General features: G+C 60.8%; 17 protein-coding genes and 1 tRNA gene. 3 read left to right on the forward strand and 15 right to left on the reverse strand.

Annotated elements, in window-relative coordinates; genetic code table 11:
- Positions 1 to 22: 22 nt before the first annotated feature.
- From WH299_RS04050 to rnr, 15 genes are all read right to left on the reverse strand, one after another.
- Positions 23 to 913, reverse strand: coding sequence for a transglutaminase family protein (locus WH299_RS04050; protein WP_016976923.1), 891 nt, complete (start codon positions 911 to 913; stop codon positions 23 to 25).
- Positions 913 to 3,399 carry a circularly permuted type 2 ATP-grasp protein gene (locus tag WH299_RS04055; protein WP_323623099.1) on the reverse strand — a complete coding sequence of 829 codons (2,487 nt, stop codon included), beginning with the start codon at positions 3,397 to 3,399 and terminating at the stop codon, positions 913 to 915. The genes WH299_RS04050 and WH299_RS04055 overlap by 1 nt, the downstream gene beginning before the upstream one ends.
- Positions 3,400 to 3,546: 147 nt before the next feature.
- A complete protein-coding gene (locus tag WH299_RS04060; RefSeq protein ID WP_339549650.1) occupies positions 3,547 to 6,837 on the reverse strand; it encodes a transglutaminase family protein in 3,291 nt (1,096 codons plus the stop codon).
- 187 nt (positions 6,838 to 7,024) lie between these two features.
- Positions 7,025 to 7,474 carry a hypothetical protein gene (locus tag WH299_RS04065; protein ID WP_123474050.1) on the reverse strand — a complete coding sequence of 150 codons (450 nt, stop codon included), beginning with the start codon at positions 7,472 to 7,474 and terminating at the stop codon, positions 7,025 to 7,027.
- The gene (locus tag WH299_RS04070) at positions 7,471 to 8,403 is read right to left on the reverse strand and encodes an NAD synthetase (protein WP_122730591.1); all 933 of its coding nucleotides are present in this window, start codon (positions 8,401 to 8,403) and stop codon (positions 7,471 to 7,473) included. The genes WH299_RS04065 and WH299_RS04070 overlap by 4 nt, the downstream gene beginning before the upstream one ends.
- Positions 8,404 to 8,628: 225 nt before the next feature.
- Positions 8,629 to 9,087 carry a hypothetical protein gene (locus WH299_RS04075; protein ID WP_339549652.1) on the reverse strand — a complete coding sequence of 153 codons (459 nt, stop codon included), beginning with the start codon at positions 9,085 to 9,087 and terminating at the stop codon, positions 8,629 to 8,631.
- A complete protein-coding gene (locus WH299_RS04080) occupies positions 9,084 to 10,004 on the reverse strand; it encodes an NAD synthetase (protein ID WP_123474052.1) in 921 nt (306 codons plus the stop codon). Before WH299_RS04080 ends, WH299_RS04075 begins: the two co-directional genes overlap by 4 nt.
- 211 nt (positions 10,005 to 10,215) lie before the next feature.
- Positions 10,216 to 12,519: a YgiQ family radical SAM protein gene (locus WH299_RS04085; protein ID WP_028615522.1), complete on the reverse strand. Its 2,304-nt coding sequence runs from the start codon at positions 12,517 to 12,519 to the stop codon at positions 10,216 to 10,218.
- 96 nt (positions 12,520 to 12,615) lie between these two features.
- The gene (dnaB, locus tag WH299_RS04090) at positions 12,616 to 14,013 is read right to left on the reverse strand and encodes a replicative DNA helicase (protein ID WP_016976916.1); all 1,398 of its coding nucleotides are present in this window, start codon (positions 14,011 to 14,013) and stop codon (positions 12,616 to 12,618) included.
- Positions 14,014 to 14,123: 110 nt separating this feature from the next.
- Entirely contained in the window at positions 14,124 to 14,570 is a 447-nt protein-coding gene (gene rplI, locus WH299_RS04095; protein ID WP_016976915.1) for a 50S ribosomal protein L9, read from the reverse strand.
- A gap of 18 nt (positions 14,571 to 14,588) precedes the next feature.
- Positions 14,589 to 15,482, reverse strand: coding sequence for a hypothetical protein (locus WH299_RS04100; RefSeq protein WP_339549653.1), 894 nt, complete (start codon positions 15,480 to 15,482; stop codon positions 14,589 to 14,591).
- Between the two features lie 36 nt (positions 15,483 to 15,518).
- A complete protein-coding gene (rpsR, locus tag WH299_RS04105) occupies positions 15,519 to 15,749 on the reverse strand; it encodes a 30S ribosomal protein S18 (protein WP_002551829.1) in 231 nt (76 codons plus the stop codon).
- 28 nt (positions 15,750 to 15,777) lie between these two features.
- Entirely contained in the window at positions 15,778 to 16,200 is a 423-nt protein-coding gene (gene rpsF / locus WH299_RS04110) for a 30S ribosomal protein S6 (RefSeq protein WP_003236224.1), read from the reverse strand.
- Between the two features lie 305 nt (positions 16,201 to 16,505).
- On the reverse strand, positions 16,506 to 17,267 hold the full coding sequence (gene rlmB, locus WH299_RS04115) for a 23S rRNA (guanosine(2251)-2'-O)-methyltransferase RlmB (RefSeq protein WP_320748674.1): 762 nt from the start codon (positions 17,265 to 17,267) through the stop codon (positions 16,506 to 16,508).
- Positions 17,264 to 19,891: a ribonuclease R gene (rnr, locus tag WH299_RS04120; RefSeq protein WP_339549655.1), complete on the reverse strand. Its 2,628-nt coding sequence runs from the start codon at positions 19,889 to 19,891 to the stop codon at positions 17,264 to 17,266. Before rnr ends, rlmB begins: the two co-directional genes overlap by 4 nt.
- A 225-nt stretch (positions 19,892 to 20,116) precedes the next feature.
- On the opposite strand from rnr, the gene WH299_RS04125 reads away from it, so the two are divergent.
- The 3 genes from WH299_RS04125 (at position 20,117) to WH299_RS04135 (ending at position 22,952) form a co-directional block, all read left to right on the forward strand.
- A tRNA-Leu gene (locus tag WH299_RS04125) sits at positions 20,117 to 20,203 on the forward strand.
- Positions 20,204 to 20,361: 158 nt separating this feature from the next.
- The gene (locus WH299_RS04130; RefSeq protein WP_122730581.1) at positions 20,362 to 21,387 is read left to right on the forward strand and encodes an iron ABC transporter substrate-binding protein; all 1,026 of its coding nucleotides are present in this window, start codon (positions 20,362 to 20,364) and stop codon (positions 21,385 to 21,387) included.
- On the forward strand, positions 21,387 to 22,952 hold the full coding sequence (locus tag WH299_RS04135) for an ABC transporter permease (RefSeq protein WP_028615519.1): 1,566 nt from the start codon (positions 21,387 to 21,389) through the stop codon (positions 22,950 to 22,952). Before WH299_RS04130 ends, WH299_RS04135 begins: the two co-directional genes overlap by 1 nt.
- Positions 22,953 to 22,967 lie beyond the last annotated feature (15 nt).

Consider the following 22,967-nt stretch of genomic DNA (forward strand, 5'->3'; position numbering starts at 1 on the left):
CCCGGCTCGGCACAATCCACCGTTATTCCAGCGGCATCACCGTTACCCTCACCTCCGGGTCATGGCTCCCTCCCCCCAGAATCACCCCTCGCAACGGCGACACATCGGAAAAGTCCCGGCCCCAGGCCAGGGTGATGTGCTCCAGTGCCGGCTGCACATTGTTCGTCGGATCGAAATCCACCCAGCCCGAAACCGGGCAATACACCGAGACCCACGCGTGGGACGCATCGGCGCCGATCAGCCGTGGCTGGCCGGGCGGTGGCTGGGTAAGCAGGTAGCCGCTGATATAGCGTGCCGCGAGGCCCCGCGAGCGTAGGCAGGCGAGCATCAGGTGGGCGAAGTCCTGGCACACGCCGCGACGGCGCTCCAGCACTTCCACCAGCGGCGTGGCGACTTGGGTGGCCTCGGCGTCGAAGGTAAATTCGCTGAAGATCTTTTCCATCAGCGCCTGCACGCCCAGCAGCAGCGGTTTGCCGGGAGGAAAGCAGCTTTCGGAAAATTCGACGAAGGTTTTCTTCAAGTGCACGTAGGGCGATTCGAAGCGGTAGCGGCAGGCTTCGATCAATTCACCGGACATAGGCTGGCTGCTGTAGGTCAGGCTGTCGCGGGTCTGGTCCCAGGCGGGCGACTGCTGGAAATCCAGCGCCGGCCGCGCCAGCACTTCCACGGTCAGCCCGGCGTTTACCAGCAATTCATCATGAGGCCGCTCGAATGCCAGGCGCGTGATCGGGTTGCCAAACACGTCCAGCTCATCGCGGCGCGAGGTCGGTTCCGGGCTGATATCCAGTTGCTGCAAGCTGCAACGCTGCCAGGCGCACGGCCGTGGCCACAAATGCGCCAACTGCTGGGCCAGGGACACCGGGCTGTCATAGTGGTAATGGGTATCGTGGAAAATCTGGTAGCGCGCACTCATCACACCGACACCGTTTGCTGGCTGACATCATCCACATGGGCAAAGTGACGCAAGGCCAGGCGGTCCGACACTTGCCCACTCTCATCGGCGACTGCTTGCAGCAGGTCCGCCAGGCCGTCCAATGCGGCACGCACGCTGGCCTCACCAAACAACGGGTTCTCCAGGCAACCGAGGTCGAACCGCGCCAGGCGCTCCACCAACGGGCCGAGACCGGTTTCCCGTGGCACACCAAAGTCGTCATTGAGACGCCGCAGCGTGCGGCTCACCAACTTGAGCTGGAACAACACCGCATGGGGGTTCTGCTCGTCCAGCAGCAGCAAGTCGAGTACCGGGATCAGTTGCGGCACCGCAAGGTAACGCGAACGGTAGGTGATGCTGCTGTTGCCCAGTTCCAGCAACCACTCCAATCCCGCCTGGTCAAACACCGCCACGCCGCGCAGGAACGCCGCCAGGCTGCTGCTCAGGAATTGCAGGCGCTCGATACGCCGGCCCATCATCAAAAAGCGCCAGCCTTCGTCACGGGTCATGTCATCCAGGGCAAACCCGGACAACGCCGCCAGGGACATCACCAGACGGTTGAGGAAGTCCAGCAACTCGCCAAAATCCGGTGACTCGCTTTCCAGCTCCACGGCTTCGCGCTGCAGCTCCACCAGGGCCTGCCAGTTCTCCCGGGACAGTTTGCCGCGTACCTGCGACGCCGCCCACTGCAAGCGTTGCAGGTTGGCGCGCAGGCTCGACGGCCAGTCATCGCCGAGCAGCGCCGCCAGCAGGCGTTCGGGCAACTCGCCCTCTTCCGGCAGCAGCCGCAGGTTTTCACCCAGCTCGACAGCCGCCTGCAGGGCCAGCGGGTCGTCGCCATCCACATAACGCGCCAGCACGATACGCAGCCAACGCGCGCTGTCGTCGCAGCGTTCGCAGTAACGGCCAAACCAGAACAGGTTTTCCACTACGCGGGACGGTAGATAAGGATCGCGGCGTACCAGGTCATGGGCGCCAATCGCACGCTGTGCACGCCAGTGTTCGCCACCGGCGGCGCGCTCGCCGAGTACCCAGGTGTCCTTGCTGGCACCACCGCGTTGCATCGACACCACTTCGGCATCGGCTTCGGCCGCTACGCGCGTCAGGCCACCGGGCAGCACACGGTAACCGTCGTCACTGGCCACGGCGTATACGCGCATGCCGATGGCGCGGTGTTGCAGGTGGTCATCCACGGTGTGCCATACCGGCGCCTGGGACAATTGAGCCAGCTCCTGGGCGACGTAGGCGTAGGGCCGCGCGCGCATGCGCTCGGCCAAGGCCTGGCGTTGTTCGTCGTTGAGGTCGCGGCCGAATACCGGCGCAAAACTCTGCGACGGAAACGCGGGTTTGATCAGCAACTCCGGCAGTTTCTCCAGCGCTTCGGCCAGCACCGGCGCCTCACCGCACCACCAGGTGGCGATGGACGGCAGAATCAGTTTTTCGCCAAACAGGAATTCGTTGATCTTCGGCAGAAAGCCCAGCAAACCGGGGGACTCCAGCACGCCGCTGCCCAGGGCATTGGCCACCAGCACATTGCCTTGGCGCACGGCATCCAGCAAACCCGGTACGCCGAGGGCCGAGTCAGTGCGCAGCTCAAGCGGGTCGCAGAAATCATCGTCGAGGCGACGCATGATCGCGTGCACCCGGCGTAGGCCGCTGAGGGTTTTCAGGAACACAGTGCTGTCGCGCACGGTGAGGTCGCCGCCCTCCACCAGCGGGTAGCCGAGCTGGCGGGCGAGGTAAAGATGCTCGAAGTAACTTTCATTGAACCGGCCGGGCGTCAGCAGCACGATCAGCGGCGGCTGGTCATCACCGGGCGCCTGGCGGGCCAGGGTTTCCTGCAAGGTGCGGAAGAACCCGGTGAGATGCTGCACCTGCAAGTCACGGTAAAGATCCGGGAAGGCGCGGGACACGATGGTGCGGTTTTCCAACGCATATCCGGCACCGGACGGCGCCTGGGTACGGTCGGCGGTGACCCACCAGCGACCATCCGGCGTGCGCGCCAGGTCCACGGCATAGAGGTGCAGGAACGCACCGTCCGGCGGCTGGATGCCCTGGCACGGCCACAGGAAATTGTTATGTCCGAATACCAGCTCAGCCGGCAGCAAGCCTTCCTTGATCAGGCGTTGCGGGCCATAGAGATCGGCCAGTACGGCATTGAGCAGGCGTGCACGTTGCGCGATACCCGCCGACAGGTGCTGCCATTCATCAGCGGCCAACACATGGGGCAGTAGGTCCAGCTCCCACGGGCGGTCGGCGCCCTTGGGGTCGGCGTAGACGTTATAGGTCACGCCGTTTTCCTGGATCTGCCGGGTCAACAGCGCCTGGCGCTGGGCCAGTTGCGCGGGCGTGCTGCGTTGCAGGTGATCCAGCAAGCGCCGCCAATGGGCACGCACCGCGCCGCTGTCATCCAGCAGTTCGTGATAAGTGCCCGCGGTCAGCGGGTAACGGTCGAGCAAGTCGGACATGGAACGCTCGGCAGAGGCAAGGGGGCTCAGATTAACTCAACAAACACTGCAAATCCCCTGTAGCCCCCGGCTTTTGTGGTGAGCGGGCTTGCCCCGCGCGAGGCAAGCTCGCTCACCACAAAAGCTAGCGTCCACAGGGGATCGCATTCAGTCATTTTTATTGGGGAAACGCCGTAGATCCAGGGTCATCGGCAATTCGTCGTTAATGACAACCGTCGGCACGTCGAGCTTCCCTGGGCTATGCCCCAACCGGAAAAACCGCGCCATGCGCCGGCTCTCTGCCTCGTTGGCATTCACCGGCAGGCTGTCGTAGTTGCGCCCACCCGGATGGGCGACGTGGTATTGGCAGCCGCCCAGCGAACGCTGCATCCAAGTGTCCAGCAGATCGAACACCAGCGGCGCATGCACCGGGATGGTCGGTTGCAGGCAGTTAGCCGGTTGCCAGGCGCGGTAACGCACGCCAGCGACGAACTCACCGACTCGCCCAGTCGGTTGCAGCGGCACCGGGACGCCATTGCAGGTCAGCAGGTAGCGCTGCGAGGGCAGCCCGGTCAATTTGACTTGCAGGCGCTCAAGAGATGAATCCACATAACGCACTGTGCCGCCGACCGCGCCCTCCTCGCCCAGGACGTGCCAGGGTTCCAGAGCCTGACGCAGCTCCAGCTCGATCCCGCTGACGGCGTAGTCACCCACTTTGGGGAAACGGAATTCCAGGTGCGCGGCAAACCACTCGGCGCGCAGCGGATAGCCGGCGCTGTTGAGTTCGACGATCACGTCGGCAAAGTCTTGCTCGATGAAATGCGGCAGCAGGAAACGGTCGTGCAGCTCTGTGCCCCAACGTGCCAGCTTCGGCGGCGCGTAGGGTTCGCGCCAGAATCGCGCGACCAAGGCGCGCAGCAGCAATTGCTGGGTCAGGCTCATGCGGGCATGGGGCGGCATTTCAAACGCGCGCAGTTCCAGCAGGCCGAGGCGGCCGGTGGCGCCGTCCGGCGAGTAGAGTTTGTCGATGCAGAATTCGGCGCGGTGGGTGTTGCCAGTCACGTCGATCAGCAGGTTGCGCAGCAGGCGGTCCACCAACCACGGCGGGCATTCCTCACCGGGTTCTGGCATTTGTGCGAAGGCGATTTCCAGTTCGTACAACGCGTCATTACGCGCCTCGTCCACCCGTGGAGCCTGGGAAGTCGGGCCGATGAACAGGCCGGAAAACAGGTAGGACAATGACGGATGGTTGTGCCAGTAGCTGATCAGACTGCGCAGCAGATCGGGTCGGCGCAGGAACGGTGAGTCCTTGGGCGTTGCACCACCGAGTACAAAGTGATTACCGCCGCCGGTGCCGGTGTGACGCCCGTCGATCATGAATTTTTCGGTGGTCAATCGCGTTTGCCGCGCCTCTTCGTAGAGAAATTCGGTGCGTTCCACCAATTCGTCCCAAGTGGCGGACGGCTGCACGTTGACCTCAATCACACCCGGGTCCGGCGTGACGCGGAAGTTACTCAGCCGCGTGTCGGCCGGCGGCTCGTAGCCTTCCAGCAATACCGGGCAGTGCAGCTCTTCGGCAGTGGCTTCAATGGCTGCCACCAGTTCCAGATAGTCTTCGACGCGCTCCAGGGGCGGCATGAACAGATAGAGGCGCCCTTCCCGTGCCTCAGCGCACAGAGCGGTGCGAGTCAGCCAGTCGGCGGACTCGTCCACCTTGGGCACACGCTCCTCGCTCGGCGCGGCCTCATCATGGTGTTGCAGTTGCACAGTGGACGGCAGCTCCGGCTGATCCTGATTCGGGTCAGTCGGGTGCACAAACGGATACTCCGCCGCCGTCACCCATGGCTGCGAGGCCAATGGCAGGCGATAACCCAGCGGCGAATCCCCCGGCACCAGGCGGCAGTGGTTGTCGCGCAAATACCAGCGCCCGCTTTGCCAGCGGTCATTGGCTGCCGTACGCGCCAACGGCAGCACTTGGCCGATGACTTTATCCAGGCCCTGGCTGAACACCTTGCGCAGGCGTTCGCGCTCCAGATCGTCGCTCAGCCGCGGATCTTGGGCGGTGACGTTCTGCGGCAGCGCACCCTCGCGCCACAGGTAGTAGAAGTTGTCTTCGAACGCCGGGAACACAAAGCGCGCCGGTAATTTGAGGCGCTCTGCGACGCCGGCCAGGAAACGTCCGGCCAGCGCACCGTCAGCGCCGTAGTCCGCCTGCTCATCGGCAATCAACGCGCTGTTGTGCCAGATCGGCACACCGTCGCGGCGCCAGTAGCAGTTGAGCGACCAACGCGGCAGTTGCTCGCCGGGGTACCACTTGCCCTGGCCGAAGTGCACCAACCCCTTGGGTGCGTAGTGCTTGCGCATGCGCTGGAACAGCTCGGCAGACAGTCGGCGCTTGTCCGGACCTAAGGCGGCGGTGTTCCACTCGGCGCCGTCGGGATCGTCGATGGAAACGAAGGTCGGCTCGCCGCCCATGGTCAGGCGCACATCGTCCTTGAGCAGGTCGCCATCGATCTGACGGCCCAAGGCCTGGATCGCCAGCCATTGTTCTTCGGTGTAAGGCTTGGTGACGCGTGGGGCTTCCCAAATCCGCTCAACCGACATTTCGTGGGTGAATTCGCACTCGCAAGGCTCCACCAGCCCACTGATCGGTGCGGCGGACGATGGATCGGGACTACACGCCAACGGAATATGGCCTTCACCGGCGAACAACCCGGACGTGGCATCCAGGCCAATCCAGCCGGCGCCGGGCAAATACACTTCGCACCAGGCGTGCAGGTCGGTGAAGTCCACTTCGGTGCCGGAGGGCCCATCGAGGGCTTTGACGTCAGCCGTGAGCTGAATCAGGTAACCGGACACGAAACGTGCTGCCAGCCCCAGATTGCGCAGAATCTGCACCAGCAACCAGGCCGAGTCGCGGCATGAGCCAGAGGCGTTTTCCAGGGTGAACTCTGGGGTTTGCACGCCTGGCTCCATGCGGATCAGGTAGCCGATATCGGCCGCCAAGCGCTGATTGAGGCCCACCAGAAAGTCCACGGCCGGCAAGGGTGTGCGGTCGATACCCGCCAGGTACGCGGCGAACTTCGGCGTCAACGGCAGGGTTTCCAAGTACGGCGCCAGCTCACGCTGCTCGTCGGCGGCGTAGCTGAAGGGGATTTTCTCGGCATAGGGCTCGAGGAAAAAGTCGAAGGGGTTGAACACCGCCATTTCAGCGACCAGGTCGACTTCGATGCGCAGCTCGTCAGTCTTTTCCGGGAACACCAACCGCGCCAGGTAATTGCCCTGGGGGTCCTGCTGCCAGTTGATGAAATGCTGCTCAGGCAGCACTTTCAGCGCGTAGGACAAAATCCGCGTGCGGCTATGGGCTGCTGGGCGCAACCGCACGATTTGTGGGCCGAGCTCGACAGCGCGGTCGTAGCGGTAATGCGTAACGTGGTGCAACGCGACATGAATCGACACGGCGGCCTCCTGCGAGCCAGGGCATGGGAACAAAGCGCGCAAGACTTATGCCAGAGCGGCGGTCATTGCGCTTTATCGTAAGACCCGGTGCAGTACAGCACCAAAACGGCGCCAACGGCGGTGCCATGGTGCAAGTGACGCACATATTTGTGGCGCCGGTGTGAAGGCGGGTGGGGAATCTACCCAATCAGCCGGTTTTGCGCTTGGCGATCGCGGCTTGGCGCAGGTGGCGGATCTCAAGCAGCTTCTGGCGCATTTCGCGATGGCGCTTGCTGTTGAGCAGCAACAATCCAAGCAGCGGGAAGAGCACAGCCGAGCCATAGACCAGCGTGTGCAGGTCGTATTGAATCATTGGCAGTACGAACAACAGGCAAGCGCCGAGATAGCCCGCCACCAGTTTCGTCGCCCACGGATAGCCGCGCGCGATCATGACGTTGCCAAATACCAGCACCGCGACCAGCATCAGGATCGCAGCGCCCGAACAGCCGGATTTAAGCGCGGGATCAGTGTCGCGCAAATAGGTTACGCCCGCCGTGGAAACCGCAGCGGAGCCGGAAAAGATCGCCATGAAAATCGTGCCCATGAACACGGGGAAATAGCGCGCGAGAAAACTGCCCATGTCGGGAAAGCCTTTCATTCCGTCAGGTCCTCGTACAGGCCGATGGCAATGGTCTCGGCAGTGCCGACGTGACCTGTTCGATGGCTGCCCCATATTCCCAAGAGCCCGCCCAAGGCATCCTTGAGTTGGGTCAGGGTGGCATGGCGGATCTCCGTAGAGCTGTAGCTCTTGGTGAGCTTGCCGGCGCGTTGCTGCAATTTGAGTAGCTTGGGCGTCAGGCTGGGGTCCCGAAGGCTCAGCAATTCCTTGGTCAATTTCTTGCGCTCCTGGCGGCTCAAACCCTTGAGCAGCTCGTACCAACTCTTGCCCAATGCCGCGGCCTTATTGGCCTTGAGCAGCCTTACGGTGGTCAGCGCGCCCGTGCCGATGCCCACTAATGAGGCCGCATCCAGGATGGGTGAAACTGCGCCATACCACTCGGCGTCGTCCATGCGGTCGTTGGCATCCGGATCCAGTATTTCGTTATAGGTGCGCGCCACGCCGAACCCGCATTGTGCGCTACTGGCCAATGCCGCCGTGACACCAATGCCCACCACAAACGCACTGGCGCCGGCCGTGAATGGTACGGCTACGCTACCGCTGAACACCACAACCCAGCCGATGATCGCTGCGCCGCAAGAAAGCCCCATATCAAAAGCCTCTTTTTGAAGACGCCCTTCACGGGGGTCAGTCTTCACCTGCTCTACAAACTGCGCAGGCGAGATGTACTTCTGCGCCTCGCGCAAGATGATGCGCTTGGGTCTGATACTGCAGATGGGCTTGAATTCGCGCAGGGTGACCACGTTGAAATCAGCGTCAATGTACACGACGCCTGCACCGACAATACCGGGGTCGCCATCGATGGCGGCGAACAGGCGCGGCAGGTTGATCTGGCTTTCGATGCGCTGGCGCGCCATGAACTGAGAGCGGTTGGAGTCCATGCCGATGCCAGCAAGGGGGTTACCCATGAGTGTTCTTCCTTGAAGTCGAGGGCGGCCAGACTGGCCTCATCGCGGGCAAGCCCGGCTCCCACAGTTGACCGGGTTTCAACGCTGGAATGCGGTCAACCGCGGGCTTGCCTGGGATGGCGACAACATCATAGCCCAAGCGGGAATTGGAGGAGATCACCATCAGATCGTCCCCATGAGCTGGAAAATAGCGCGCGAAAAAACCGGTTATCGACGGCGACTCCTTCACATGCGGCTACTCGACCCAACGGTTGATTTGACAGATTGCCGAATGCGACGGATTCCCACCAGTTTTGCACGCATCTCTCGTTGAACCTTGCTGTTAAGTATAAACAATCCAAGGAACGGGAATAACAGCGCCAACCCATAGAGAACTTTATGAGGCTGGTACTGAAGCATTGGGACGACAAACAATAGACAGACAACGTAGATACCGACCATTACCCACACCCAGGAGGGTCGGCCCCGCAAAATCATAAAGTTGCTATGGACCGTCAACAGAATGAGCAGCGCCCCGGCAGACATGATCTTGAGCCCCACTTGAGCAATGGGCGCATCACGAAAATAGGTGATGAACGCCAGCGCCACAGCCAACGCCAAAGAAAAACACGCAGCAAATACGCCGCCCATAAACGTCAGAAAGTATTGCCTGAAAAAGTCGCGTAGCGTCATTAACTCGTTCATTCGTTTATTTCCTCGTACAACCCAATCGCGATGGTATTGACGTTTCCGGAGTACGCACTCCCGCCAAATCCTATGGTTGCGCCGAGGACGTCTTTGATCTGGGTAGTGGTGCTGTGCTTGAGCTGCGTAGGGGTGAAACGCTTGGTGAGTTCGCCCGACGCCTGCCTCAATTTGATCATCTTCGCGGTCAAGCTGGGATGGTTGATGCTCAGCAGCTCTTTCGTCAGCTTGGCTCTTTCCTGGCGATTCAAACCGCGAAGCACATCACGCAGGCTCTTGCCCGTCGATGCTTTGGCGGCCCTGACCAGCTTGACCGTCGTCAGGGCCGAAGCGCCCACACCTGCCAGTGATACGGCGTCCAGCACGATGGACGCATTCTGGTACCAGCCTTCACTGTCGAGCGAATCCTTGACCTCAGGTTTGGCGACTTCCAGCGCTGTTCGGGCAATGCCGTTAAAGCACTGAAGCATACTCGCGCCGGCAGCCGCATACCCCACCACAACGATGACGGAACTGGCGCCAGCGCTGAAAGGCACCAGAATGGTTCCACTGGCAATCGCAGCCCAACTGATGACAGCCCCAAAGCAGGAGATTCCGGTATTTACGGCCTCGCCAATCAGTCGCGACTCTCGAGGATTGCTCACGACATGTTGAGCAAACTGCGTTGGCGCAATGTACTTCTGCGCTTCACGCAAAATGATGCGCTTAGGCTTGATGCTGCAGATGGGCTTGAATTCGCGCAGGGTAATGATGTTGAAGTCAGCGTCGATATACACCACGCCTGCGCCGACAATCCCGGGGTCGGCGTCGATAGCCGCGAACAGGCGCGGCAGGTTGATCTGGCTTTCAATGCGCTGGCGCGCCATGAACTGCGAGCGGTTGGAGTCCATGCCGATACCGGCCAGGGGGTTACCCATGGGGTGTTCTTCCTTGAAATGGGTGGTGACTGAACTGACGCCTTCGCGAGCAAGCCCGCTCCCACATTTTGATTTGCGAATACATTCAAGTGTGGGAGCGGGCTTGCTCGCGAAGGCGATTTAATGGTCGCCACCTTAACAAACAGGCTCGCCACCGAATAGAAAGCAAAACGCCAGCACAAGGCTGGCGTTTTACATGTTCAGACTGCGATCAACGCGGCACGACCGGCTTGCGCGCAGGCTTGCCGCCCTTGCCCTTGGCCGCATCGGCGCGCTCCTTGGCGGCCTGCTTGTTGCGCGCCTGGGCCGCGGCCTTGGCTTGCTCACGCTTGTCCCACGGGTTGCTGCCGTCGCTGCCGCGAGGAGGCAAACCGGTGTGCTGGGTGAGGATCTTCGTGGTGGTTTCCTTGGCGACCTTATGGCTGCCGGCCGGCGTCGAGTTCTTGCGACGCGCGCTCTGGTAGCTGTCGGTGCTCGGCTGGTGCAGCGGGATCAGTTGGTCCTTGCCTGGCCCGATCAAGTCGGCACGGCCCATGCGGGTCAGTGCTTCACGCAGCATTGGCCAGCCTTTCGGGTCGTGGTAACGCAGGAAGGCCTTGTGCAGACGGCGCTGCTCTTCGCTCTTGACGATGGTCACCGCGTCGCTCTTGTAGGTGACCTTGCGCAGCGGGTTCTTGCCCGAGTGGTACATCGCGGTGGCGGTGGCCATCGGCGACGGGTAGAACGCCTGCACCTGGTCGGCGCGGAAGCCGTTGCCCTTGAGCCACAGGGCCAGGTTCATCATGTCTTCATCGGTGGTGCCCGGGTGGGCGGCGATGAAGTAAGGAATCAGGTACTGCTCCTTGCCCGCTTCCTTGGTGTACTTCTCGAACATGCGCTTGAACTTGTCATAGCTGCCAATGCCCGGTTTCATCATCTGGTTGAGCGGACCTTCCTCGGTGTGTTCCGGGGCGATCTTCAGGTAACCACCGACGTGGTGGGTGACCAGCTCTTTCACGTATTCCGGCGACTCGACGGCCAAGTCATAGCGCAGGCCGGAGGCGATCAGGATCTTCTTCACACCCGGCAATGCACGCGCGCTGCGATACAGCTGGATCAACGACGAGTGATCAGTGTTCAGGTTCGGGCAGATACCGGGGAACACGCACGATGGCTTGCGGCACGCGGATTCGATTTCCGGGCTCTTGCAGGCGATGCGGTACATGTTCGCGGTCGGGCCGCCGAGGTCGGAGATCACGCCGGTAAAGCCCGGCACTTTGTCGCGGATCTCTTCGATCTCGCGGATGATCGACTCCTCGGAACGGTTCTGGATGATGCGCCCTTCGTGCTCGGTGATCGAGCAGAAGGTGCAGCCACCAAAGCAGCCACGCATGATGTTCACCGAGAAACGGATCATGTCGTAGGCCGGGATCTTTTCCTTGCCATACGCCGGGTGCGGGACACGTGCGTAAGGCATGCCGAACACGTAGTCCATTTCTTCGGTGGTCATCGGAATGGGCGGCGGGTTGAACCACACGTCCACTTCACCGTGCTTCTGCACCAGGGCACGGGCGTTGCCTGGGTTGGTTTCCAGGTGCAACACGCGGTTGGCGTGGGCGTAGAGCACGGCGTCGCCACGGACCTTCTCTACCGAAGGCAGACGGATCACGGTCTTGTCGCGGGTCATGCGCGGGCTGGCGAGGATCTGGACGACCTTGGCTTCTTCCGGGTCATCCACCGGCCCCTTCTCTTGCTCGATAGCGCAAGCCTGGGTGTCTTGAGTGTTGACGTACGGGTTGATGATCTTGTCGATCTTGCCCGGACGGTCGATCCGCGTGGAGTCCACTTCGTACCAGCCCACCGGCGTGTCACGGCGAATGAACGCGGTACCACGCACGTCAGTGATGTCTTCGATCTTGTGGCCCCACGACAGGCGCTGGGCGACTTCGACAATCGCACGCTCGGCGTTGCCGTACAGCAGAATATCGGCGGTAGCGTCGATCAGGATCGAGTTACGCACGCGGTCCTGCCAGTAGTCGTAGTGGGCGATGCGGCGCAGGGAGGCTTCGATGCCGCCAAGTACGATCGGCACGTTCTTGTAGGCTTCCTTGCAACGCTGGCTGTACACCAGGCTCGCGCGGTCCGGGCGTTTGCCGGCCATGCCGCCGGGGGTGTAGGCGTCGTCGGAACGGATTTTCTTGTCGGCGGTGTAGCGGTTGATCATCGAGTCCATGTTGCCGGCCGCGACGCCGAAGAACAGGTTCGGCTCGCCGAGCTTCATGAAGTCGTCTTTGGACTGCCAGTTCGGCTGGGCGATGATCCCGACGCGGAAGCCCTGGGACTCCAGCAGCCGGCCGATGATCGCCATGCCGAACGACGGATGGTCAACATACGCATCACCGGTGACGATGATGATGTCGCAGGAATCCCAGCCAAGCTGATCCATCTCCTCCCTGCTCATCGGCAGGAATGGCGCTGGACCGAAACATTCGGCCCAGTACTTGGGATAGTCAAATAACGGCTTGGCTGTTTGCATGACGGTGACCGGTGTTGAGATGGAAAATCGCGGGCGCGGAATATAGCACAAATTTTGACCAATTCCGACGGTAATGGTCGGAATTGAGCAGACGGGTTATTCGTCGTCGTCGAAGTTGTAGCTACCTGGTGCGAGGTTTTCGAAGCGGGTGTACTTACCAATGAACGCCAGGCGGATAAAACCGATCGGCCCGTTCCGCTGCTTGCCGATGATGATCTCGGCGATGCCTTTGTGCTCGGTTTCGGGGTGGTATACCTCGTCGCGGTACACGAACATGATCACGTCGGCGTCCTGCTCGATCGCACCCGATTCCCGCAAGTCGGAGTTCACCGGACGCTTGTTGGGACGTTGCTCCAGGGAACGGTTGAGTTGGGACAGAGCCACGACCGGGCAGTTGAACTCCTTTGCCAAGGCCTTCAGGGACCGGGAGATCTCGGAAATCTCGTTGGTCCGGCTGTCACCGCTGGAACCCGGGATCTGCATCAACTGCAGGTAGTCGATCATGATCAAGGCAATATCGCCGTGTTCACGCACCAGGCGGCGGGTGCGTGCACGCATCTCCGAGGGGCTGATGCCCGCAGTGTCGTCAATGAACAGCTTGCGGTCATTGAGCAGGTTGACCGCCGAGGTCAGGCGCGGCCAGTCGTCATCTTCCAGCTGGCCGGAACGCACCTTGGTCTGGTCGATACGGCCGAGGGACGAGAGCATCCGCATGATCAGCGATTCACCGGGCATCTCCAGGGAATACACCAGGACGGTCTTGTCGCTGCGCAACACGGCGTTTTCGACCAGGTTCATCGCGAAGGTGGTCTTACCCATGGAGGGACGACCGGCGACGATGATCAAGTCGGACGGCTGCAGGCCGCTGGTCTTCTCGTCGAGGTCGGCGTAGCCGGTGGAAATACCGGTGATGGCCGCGTCGGTGTTGAACAGCGTGTCGATACGGTCGATGGCCTTGGTCAACAGCTCGTTGACGCCTACCGGGCCGCCGGTTTTCGGGCGGGCCTCGGCGATCTGGAAGATCTGGCGTTCGGCTTCGTCGAGGATCTCTTCGGCGGTACGCCCTTCCGGGTTGAAGGCGCTGTCGGCGATCTCGGTGCTGATACCGATCAGTTGGCGCAGCGTGGCCCGCTGGCGAACAATCTGGGCATAGGCCTTGATGTTGGCGACGGACGGCGTGTTCTTCGCCAGTTCACCGAGGTAGCCAAGGCCGCCGACCTGGGAGGTCTGGCCTTCCTTGTCTAGCTGCTCGGCCAGGGTTACCACGTCGATCGGTGAGTTCTGGTCGGCCAGCTTGGCGATGGCACGGAAGATCAGGCGGTGGTCATGGCGATAGAAGTCACCGTCCGAGACTTGATCCAGCACGCGTTCCCAGGCGTTGTTGTCCAGCATCAAACCACCGAGCACAGCCTGTTCGGCCTCGATGGAATGCGGCGGCACCTTCAGGGCAGCGGTTTGCAGATCGTATTGCTCAGGAGCTGAAATATCGTTCATGGCCACTTGGAATTTGGGGTGTGTAGAAAAACAAAAGGCACGACCTGTAAACAGGATCGTGCCCGATGTTAACTGGCTGACACGCGAGGTGCCAGTCAGTTAGGTGCTGCTTAAGCTGCTACCACGATAACGCGTACGGTGGCTTCAACTTCGGCGTGCAGGTGCACGGCTACGTCGAATTCACCTACGTTACGGATGGTGCCGTTCGGCAGACGAACTTCGCTCTTCTGCACTTCAACGCCGGAGGCGGTCAGTGCATCAGCGATGTCGTGGGTGCCGATCGAACCGAACAGCTTGCCTTCGTCACCGGCGGTGGCAGTGATAGTCACTTCCAGCTCAGCCAGTTGGGCAGCGCGAGTTTCGGCCGAAGCTTTTTTGTCTGCTGCTGCTTGTTCCAGCTCAGCACGACGCTCTTCAAACGCAGCCAGGTTGGCAGCGGTTGCAGCGGTGGCTTTGCCGTATGGCAGCAGGTAGTTACGACCGTAACCGGCCTTAACGTTCACTTTGTCGCCCAGGTTGCCCAGGTTGGCGACTTTTTCCAGAAGGATCAGTTGCATGTGAAAATCCTCTAACTTTTAACCTTCACCGTTCGCGTTATCGGCGTCTTTCGGCGCCAGACGACCGCGAAAATCAATCAGGCCGTCGACAATGGCCAAAACCACGAGTAACGGATAGATCAGTTGCATGAACACCAGCATCGTTACGTACATCCCCACCAGCCAGAACTTGGCCAGGCGCTTCTGCGCGACCAGCCCATGAATCAGGGCCAGTCCGGAAAACACCAGCGGTACGCTGCAAAACAGCATCAGCAAGGTGGCTTGTGAACCGAAGTACGGTCCGACCACCATGAGTGCCAGCAGCAACATCGCCGGGCCCACGGCGATTCTGATACTGCGAAATTCGCGACCAAAACCACCCGGGTTGTACAACAACGCCTGCCAATAACGCCCAAGCATCAGGCTCAGCAAACTGACGATCTGCATCATTACCGCCATCAGGCCGATCAGGGCCGGTGCAATCAGCGTTGCCAGTCGCGCTCGCTCTTCTACCGACAGCTGTTGGTAGAGTTCCCCGAGGGCCATCGGCAGGATCTTGACGATCTCTTGCGACAGCGCCTCGATCTGCGGGCGGAAAGCCGCGTCAATCAACACCGAAAACACCAACCCCAACGCCACGCTGACCAGCAGCGTGCGGACCCAGGACTCACTTGCGCGCAAAACCAACGCAAGGCTCGACGACCCCAGCAGCACCAGAAGCACTTTGGGTTCGCCCAGTTGCAACCACCAGATCAAGGCGGCTACGACTCCCAGGGCCAGGATGCCAACGGCATCCTGCAAACCGCGCCGCAGGAGCACAAGGCATCCAGCGGCAGCAGCCAACCAATACAACAACGGCAATGCTGCACATCCAGCCACTACCAGAGTGGCCTGCACACGACCGCGCATGATGAACTCAGCTAAGGCGCGCATGCATTCAATCCCTTACTACTTGTCGACTGCCCGGTCTCAGCGGCCGTGGCTGTCGGTGTAGGCCAGCAGGGCCAGGAAGCGGGCGCGCTTGATAGCGGTGGCCAGCTGACGCTGATAACGTGCTTTGGTACCGGTGATACGGCTTGGAACGATTTTGCCGGTCTCGGATACGTAGGCTTTCAGAGTGTTGAGATCTTTGTAATCGATCTCTTTCACGTCTTCAGCGGTGAAGCGGCAGAATTTACGACGACGGAAGAAACGTGCCATTTGATAGGCTCCTTAAAAGGTCCGTGGATTACTCGTCAGCGTTATCGCTGTTGTCGCTGTCATCACTATCAGCGCTATCAGCGCCTTCGTGCTCAGGACGGTCGCGACGCTCACGGCGCTCACTGCGGTTTTCTTCAGCCTTGAGCATCTCGGATTGGCCGGTAACGGCTTCTTCGCGACGGATGACCAGGTTACGGATCACAGCATCGTTGTAGCGGAAGTTGTCTTCCAGCTCGGCCAGGGCCTTGCCAGTGCACTCAACGTTCAGCATCACGTAGTGAGCCTTGTGAACATTGTTGATTGCGTAGGCCAGTTGACGACGGCCCCAATCTTCCAGACGGTGGATTTTGCCGCCGTCTTCTTCGATCAGCTTGGTGTAACGCTCAACCATGCCGCCGACTTGCTCGCTTTGATCCGGGTGGACCAAAAAGATGATTTCGTAATGACGCATGAATGCTCCTTACGGGTTGTAGCCTGCCGCTCAAAAACGGTCAGACAAGGAGTGAATGACACTTATGGATCTTGCCGCAGGGAGGCACATCGGTGCCTGCCAGGAAGGCAAGGGGCGCAATTGTAGAGAAGGGGGAGGAAGCGTGCAAGGTGATTGGTGATTATTTGAACAATCTCCCAAACACCACAAATCAAATGTGGGAGTCGGGCTTGCCCGCGATGCAGGCACCTCGGCGTATCAGTGATACCGAGGTGATGCTATCGCAGGCAAGCCAGCTCCCACATTTTGACCTGAGCCAGACTTGGCTACTTCTTCGGCTTGGTCTTGGCCTTGGCGCCACGCTGACGCTGGGCTTCAAACAGGCACACGCCGGTGGCGACCGACACGTTGAGGCTGCTGACGCTACCGGCCATCGGCAGATGTACCAGGTAATCGCAATGTTCGCGGGTCAAGCGACGCATACCTTTGCCTTCGGCGCCCATGATCAGGATGGTAGGGCCGGTGAGATCCTGGTCATAAATGCTGACCTCGGCCTCGCCTGCCGTACCCACGACCCACAGGCCACGCTGCTGGAGTTTCTCCAGGGTGCGCGCCAGATTGGTCACGGCCACCAGCGGAATCACTTCCGCCGCGCCACAGGCGACTTTACGCACGACCGGCGTCAAGGTCGCAGACTTATCTTTAGGCACGATCACCGCCAGCGCGCCGGCAGCGTCGGCCGAACGCAGGCAAGCGCCGAGGTTGTGCGGATCGGTCACGCCGTCCAGCACCAGCAGCAACGGCGCACCTTCGGTACGGTCGAGCAGCTCGTCGAGCATCGCTTCGCCCCAGACCTGGCTCGGGCTGACGTCCGCGACCACGCCCTGGTGGACGCCTTCGACCCACACATCCATCTCGCGACGCTCGGCCTGGCCGATGGCAACCTTGTTTTGGGTCGCCAGTTCAACCAGCGCTTGTACGCGCGGCTCGCTGCGGCCTTCGGCCAGCCACACTTGCTTGACGCGTTTCGGGTGGTGACGCAGCAGTGCTTCTACGGCGTGGACGCCGTAGATTTTTTCCAGACTCATGACTTGGCCTTAGGTTTGCGCGACCCGCCGCTCTTGGCAGGGCCCGAACCCGCTTTGGGCGGGCCTTTACGGTGTTTACTGGGTTTGCTCGACGGCTTTTCCGCCCCGTGGGACTTTCCCCCAGACGCCGCTTTACCACCGCTTTTGGCTTCGTTGAGCAACTGCTGCTTCAACTCGCGACTCTTGCGCAGCTCGGCGTTTTTCGCCGCAGCATCGCTTGGGCGGTAGGCTTCAGGGGCCTTTTCCTTGGTTGTCGAGCGACGGCCAGTTTTGGCTGGCGCAGGCTCGGCGGACGCCGCTTTCGCAGGCGCGGCTTTGCCTTTGCTGGTCGGTTCGCTGCCACGTTTTTTACGGCTGCCCGGCGATTCGGCTGGCTTGTCGGACATGCCGAAGTCGATCTTGCGCTCGTCGAGATCGACGCGCATGACCTGCACTTCCACGGTATCGCCCAAACGGAAGCTGCGACCGGTGCGCTCGCCCGCCAGGCGGTGGTGCACAGGGTCGAAGTGGTAGTAGTCACCCGGCAAGGCGGTGACGTGCACCAGGCCTTCGACGTAGATGTCGGTCAGTTCGACAAACAGGCCAAAACCGGTCACGGCAGTGATCACGCCAGGGAAAGTCTCGCCTACGCGATCCTTCATGAACTCGCACTTGAGCCAGTTCACCACGTCACGCGTGGCTTCGTCGGCACGGCGCTCGCTCATGGAGCACTGCTCGCCCAGCTGTTCCAGGGCCGCTTCGTCGTACGGATAGATCCGTGCTTTCGGAATGGTCATGGCACCGGCGCGCTTGACGTGCGGGGTGTTCTGCTTGGAGTGGATCACGCTGCGGATTGCGCGGTGCGTGAGCAGGTCCGGGTAACGACGGATCGGCGAGGTGAAGTGGGTGTACGCCTCGTAATTCAGACCGAAGTGGCCCTGATTGTCGGCGCTGTACACCGCCTGGCTCAGTGAGCGCAGCATGACGGTCTGGATCACGTGGTAATCCGGACGGTCCTTGATGCTAGCGAGCAGCGCCTGATAGTCCTTCGGCGTCGGGCCGTCCTTGCCTTTGTGCAGGGACAGGCCGAGCTCGCCGAGGAAGGCGCGCAGTTTTTCCAGACGCTCCGGCGGCGGGCCATCGTGCACGCGATAAAGCGCAGGAATCTCATGCTTCTTCAGGAATTCCGCGGTGGCCACGTTGGCCGCCAGCATGCATTCCTCGATCAGTTTGTGCGCATCGTTACGCGTGGTCGGGGTGATCGCAGCGATCTTGCGCTCGGAACCAAAGACAATCCGGGTTTCCTGGGTTTCAAAATCGATAGCGCCACGCACGTGACGAGCGCCCAGCAACACCTTGTATAGCGCATAAAGCTGCTTGAGGTGCGGCACCACGCCAGCGTATTCAGTACGCAGGGCCTTGGCTTCGCTGGTCTTCGGCGCTTCCAGGATAGTGCTGACCTTGTTGTAGGTCAGGCGCGCCTGGGAGTGGATCACCGCTTCGTAGAACTGGTAGTCGGTCATTTCGCCGGTTTTCGAGATGGTCATCTCGCACACCATGGCCAAACGGTCGACTTTCGGGTTCAGGGAGCACAGGCCGTTGGACAGCTGCTCAGGCAGCATCGGGATCACGCGCTCCGGGAAGTACACGGAGTTGCCGCGCACTTGGGCCTCGTTATCCAGGGCCGAACCGATCTTCACGTAGCTGGATACGTCGGCAATCGCGACGAACAACTTCCAGCCACCGGAGAACAGGCGCAGCTTGCCCGGCTTGGCTTCGCAGTAGACCGCATCGTCGAAGTCGCGGGCATCTTCGCCGTCGATGGTGACGAACGGCAGATGGCGCAGGTCGATGCGTTTTTCTTTGTCTTTCTCCTCCACTTCAGGCTTGAGCTTGCCGGCTTCTTTGAGCACAGCTTCAGGCCAGACGTGAGGAATATCGTAGGTGCGCAACGCAACGTCGATTTCCATGCCCGGCGCCATGTAGTTGCCGACCACTTCAACGATATCGCCCTGGGGCTGGAAGCGCGCCGTTGGCCAGTGAGTGATCTTCACCTCGACGAACTGGCCGACCTTGGCGGCGCCATTGCGGCCCGGGGTGATCAGCACTTCCTGCTGGACCTTCGGGTTATCCGGCACGACAAAGCCAATGCCGCCTTCCTCGAAGTAACGGCCGACGATGGACTCATGGGCACGGGACACCACTTCGACGATCACGCCTTCACGGCGACCGCGACGGTCCAGGCCGGAAACGCGCGCCAGGGCACGATCGCCATCGAACACCAGGCGCATTTGCGCCGGGCTCATGAACAGGTCATCGCTGCCGTCGTCCGGGATCAGGAAGCCGAAACCGTCACGATGGCCGGCAATGCGGCCCAGGATCAGGTCGAGCTTATCCACAGGCGCGTAAGTGCCACGGCGGGTGTAGATCAGTTGAGCATCACGCTCCATGGCACGCAAACGGCGGCGCAGGGCTTCGAGTTGGTCTTCGGTGGTCAGACCGAATTCTTCAACCAACTGCTCGCGGCTAGCAGGCGACCCCCGATCGGCGAGGTGCGCCAGGATCAGTTCGCGGCTAGGAATAGGGTTTTCATATTTTTCCGCTTCACGAGCGGCCTCGGGATCGAGGGACTGCCAATCGGCCATTAGAGAGTTTTCACCTTGTCTATATGCGGGTTAGTTTGGCATACGCGTATTGAAACGGGAAATTTCAGACGCCAACAAGCCTTTTAAAGCCCTTTGCAGCCCCCGGCGGACACCTTGCACGACCATTGGCGAAATTTTCCAGGCTTTTTTCATGGCAGGGCTTTACAGCTTAAAATCCCCTCCGTATAGTGCGCGCCATCGACGACGGCAACGTTGTCTGATAATGCCCAGGTGGTGAAATTGGTAGACACGCCAGCTTCAGGTGCTGGTGATCGCAAGGTCGTGGAAGTTCGAGTCTTCTCCTGGGCACCAAATTCAGATCAAACCCGCGAAAGCGGGTTTTTTCGTTTCCGGGGTTTGAAAAGCCTGACCTGAATCTTTCCCAGCGATTTGCCCCCTCGCCCGCACCTGAGAAACTTTATCGTTTATCCTTGTAAGTATTTGTTGCATACAAGTGAGGAACAACCCGGATGATGATCCGCGATACCCATCTCAAGACATCCCTTCTGCGCGGCCTGACCATCACTCTGCTCGGCCTGACCCTGCTCTCGCCCACCGCCTACTCCGCCGACAAGGTTTCCCTGACCCTGTACAACGGCCAGCATAAAGAAGTCGGCGATGAACTGGCCAAGGCCTTCGAAGCCAAGACCGGTATTCACGTCAACGTGCGCAAAGGCAGCAGCAACCAGCTCGCCAGCCAAGTCGTGGAAGAAGGCGACCGCTCGCCTGCCGACGTGATCTACACCGAAGAATCGCCACCGTTGAACAAACTCGGCGAACAAGGCCTGCTGGCCAAGATCGACGCCAGCACCCTCGACGTATTGCCCAAGGATTATGTCGGCACCCATGGCGACTGGATGGGCGTGACCGCACGCACCCGCGTCGTGGCGTTCAACCCGAAATTGATCGCGGAAAAAGACCTGCCGAAATCGGTGCTGGATTTTGCCGGCCCCGAATGGCAAGGCAAGGTCGGCTTCGTACCTACCAGCGGCGCCTTCCAGGAACAGGCCGTGGCGATCATCAAGCTGCACGGGCGTGAAGCCGCCGAAGAATGGCTGACCGGCCTGCGTGCCTTCGGCAAGGTCTACAGCAACAACATGGTCGCCCTCAAAGCCGTTGAAAATGGCGAAGTGGCTACCGTGCTGGTGAACAACTACTACTGGTTCGCCCTGAAGAAAGAAAAAACCAACCTGGATTCCCAACTGCATTACTTCACCGATGGCGATGCCGGTGGCTTGATCACCGTATCTTCGGCGGCGGCGCTGAAATCCAGCAAGCATCCGAAAGAAGCCCAGCAACTGCTGGCGTTCATGGCCAGTGAAGAGGGCCAGCGCGTCATCACCAACACCTCGGCTGAATACCCGCTGCGTAAAGGCATGGAATCCAGCCGTGGCCTCAAGCCGTTCAGCGAGTTGCAACCGCCGAAAGTCACCCCCGCAGACCTGGGCAACGCCGAAGAAGCCCTGGACCTGGAACGTGATGTTGGCTTGAACTGATGAACCCATCGTTACCCGCCCCCGCCCTGCGCGGGGGTTTCAGCCCAAGGCGCAAGCGCCCGTCGATCTGGTTGTTGCTGCCCGTACTGTTGCTGGTCGGCTTGAGCTTGCTGCCGCTGGCCTATGTCGGGCTCAAGGCGTGGCAAGCCGGTTGGGCGGAGGCGGTGCACCTGCTGTGGCGGCCGTATGTGTTCGGGTTGCTGCGCAATACCTTGGCGCTGATGATCGGGGTGACGGTGACGTGTGGCGTGATCGGCCTGTCCCTGGCCTGGCTGCTGGAGCGCAGCAATCTGCCGGGACGACGTATCTGGGGCGTGATCCTGTGCCTGCCGTTTGCGGTGCCGGCGTTTGTCAGCAGCTTTACCTGGGTATCGCTGAGCGCCAGTTTCGAAGGGCTTGGCGGGGCCATCCTGGTGATGAGCCTGTCGAAATACCCGCTGGTGTTTCTGCCGGTGGCAGCGACCCTGCGCAATCTTGACCCGTCCCTGGAAGAGTCGGCCCGCACCCTCGGATTGAATCGCTGGGGCGTGTTCTTTCGCATCACCTTGCCGCTGCTGTGGCCTTCACTGCTGGCCGGAGCATTGTTGATTGCGCTGCATATGCTGGTGGAGTTTGGCGCGCTGTCGATCATCGGTTTGCAGACCTTTACCACCGCGATCTACCAACAGTTCGAGCTGGAATTCAGTAACGCGAATGCCGCGATGCTCTCGGCTGTGCTGCTGGTGATGTGCCTGACTCTGCTGTGGCTGGAGTTGCGCGTGCGCGGCAAGGGCCGGCATGTGCGTATCGGCCAGGGCGCGGCGCGACATGCGGAGCAGGTTCGACTGGGGAAGTGGACGCCATTGGGTCAGGTTTATTGCCTGGCGCTGGCGATCATCGGCAGCGGGATTCCGCTGGGGATGCTCGGTTATTGGTTGGCAGTGGGATCTTCTGCCGCCTTCCCAGTAGCAGAGATCGGTGAAGCGTTGCTGTCCTCGTTGGCGCTGTCCCTCGGAGGCGCCGCGCTTTGCCTGGTGCTCGCGGTGCCGGTCGGTCTGCTGGTGGTGCGCTACAAAGGCCAACTGGCGATCTGGGCCGAGCGCCTGCCGTACCTGCTGCACGCCCTGCCCGGCTTGGTGATTGCGCTGACCCTGGTGTATTTCGCCCTGCACTACGTGCCGGCGCTGTACCAGACATCAGCGCTGCTGTTGATTGCTTATGCGCTGCTGTTCTTGCCGCTGGCCCAGGCGCCGATTCGCACCGCGCTGAACAAGGCAGCGCCGCAGCTTGAAGAAGCTGCGCGCACGCTGGGGGCTTCGTCGTTCAGTGCGTTTTGCCGGGTGACCTTACCGATTATTTTCCCGGCATTGGGGGCGGCGTTTGCGCTGGTGTTTCTGGATGCGATGAAGGAATTGACGGCGACATTGCTGCTCAGTCCGACAGGGTTGAATACATTGGCGACAGCGGTGTGGGCGCACACCTCGAATGTGGAATTCGCGGCGGCGGCGCCTTATGCGGCGCTGTTGATATTGGTGTCGGGGTTGCCGGTTTACCTGCTCACAACACGGATGTATTTGAGCCGCTGAAACCGCTATCGGGGG

Source organism: Pseudomonas sp. MYb541, from assembly GCF_037479595.1.
GTDB lineage: Bacteria > Pseudomonadota > Gammaproteobacteria > Pseudomonadales > Pseudomonadaceae > Aquipseudomonas > Aquipseudomonas canadensis.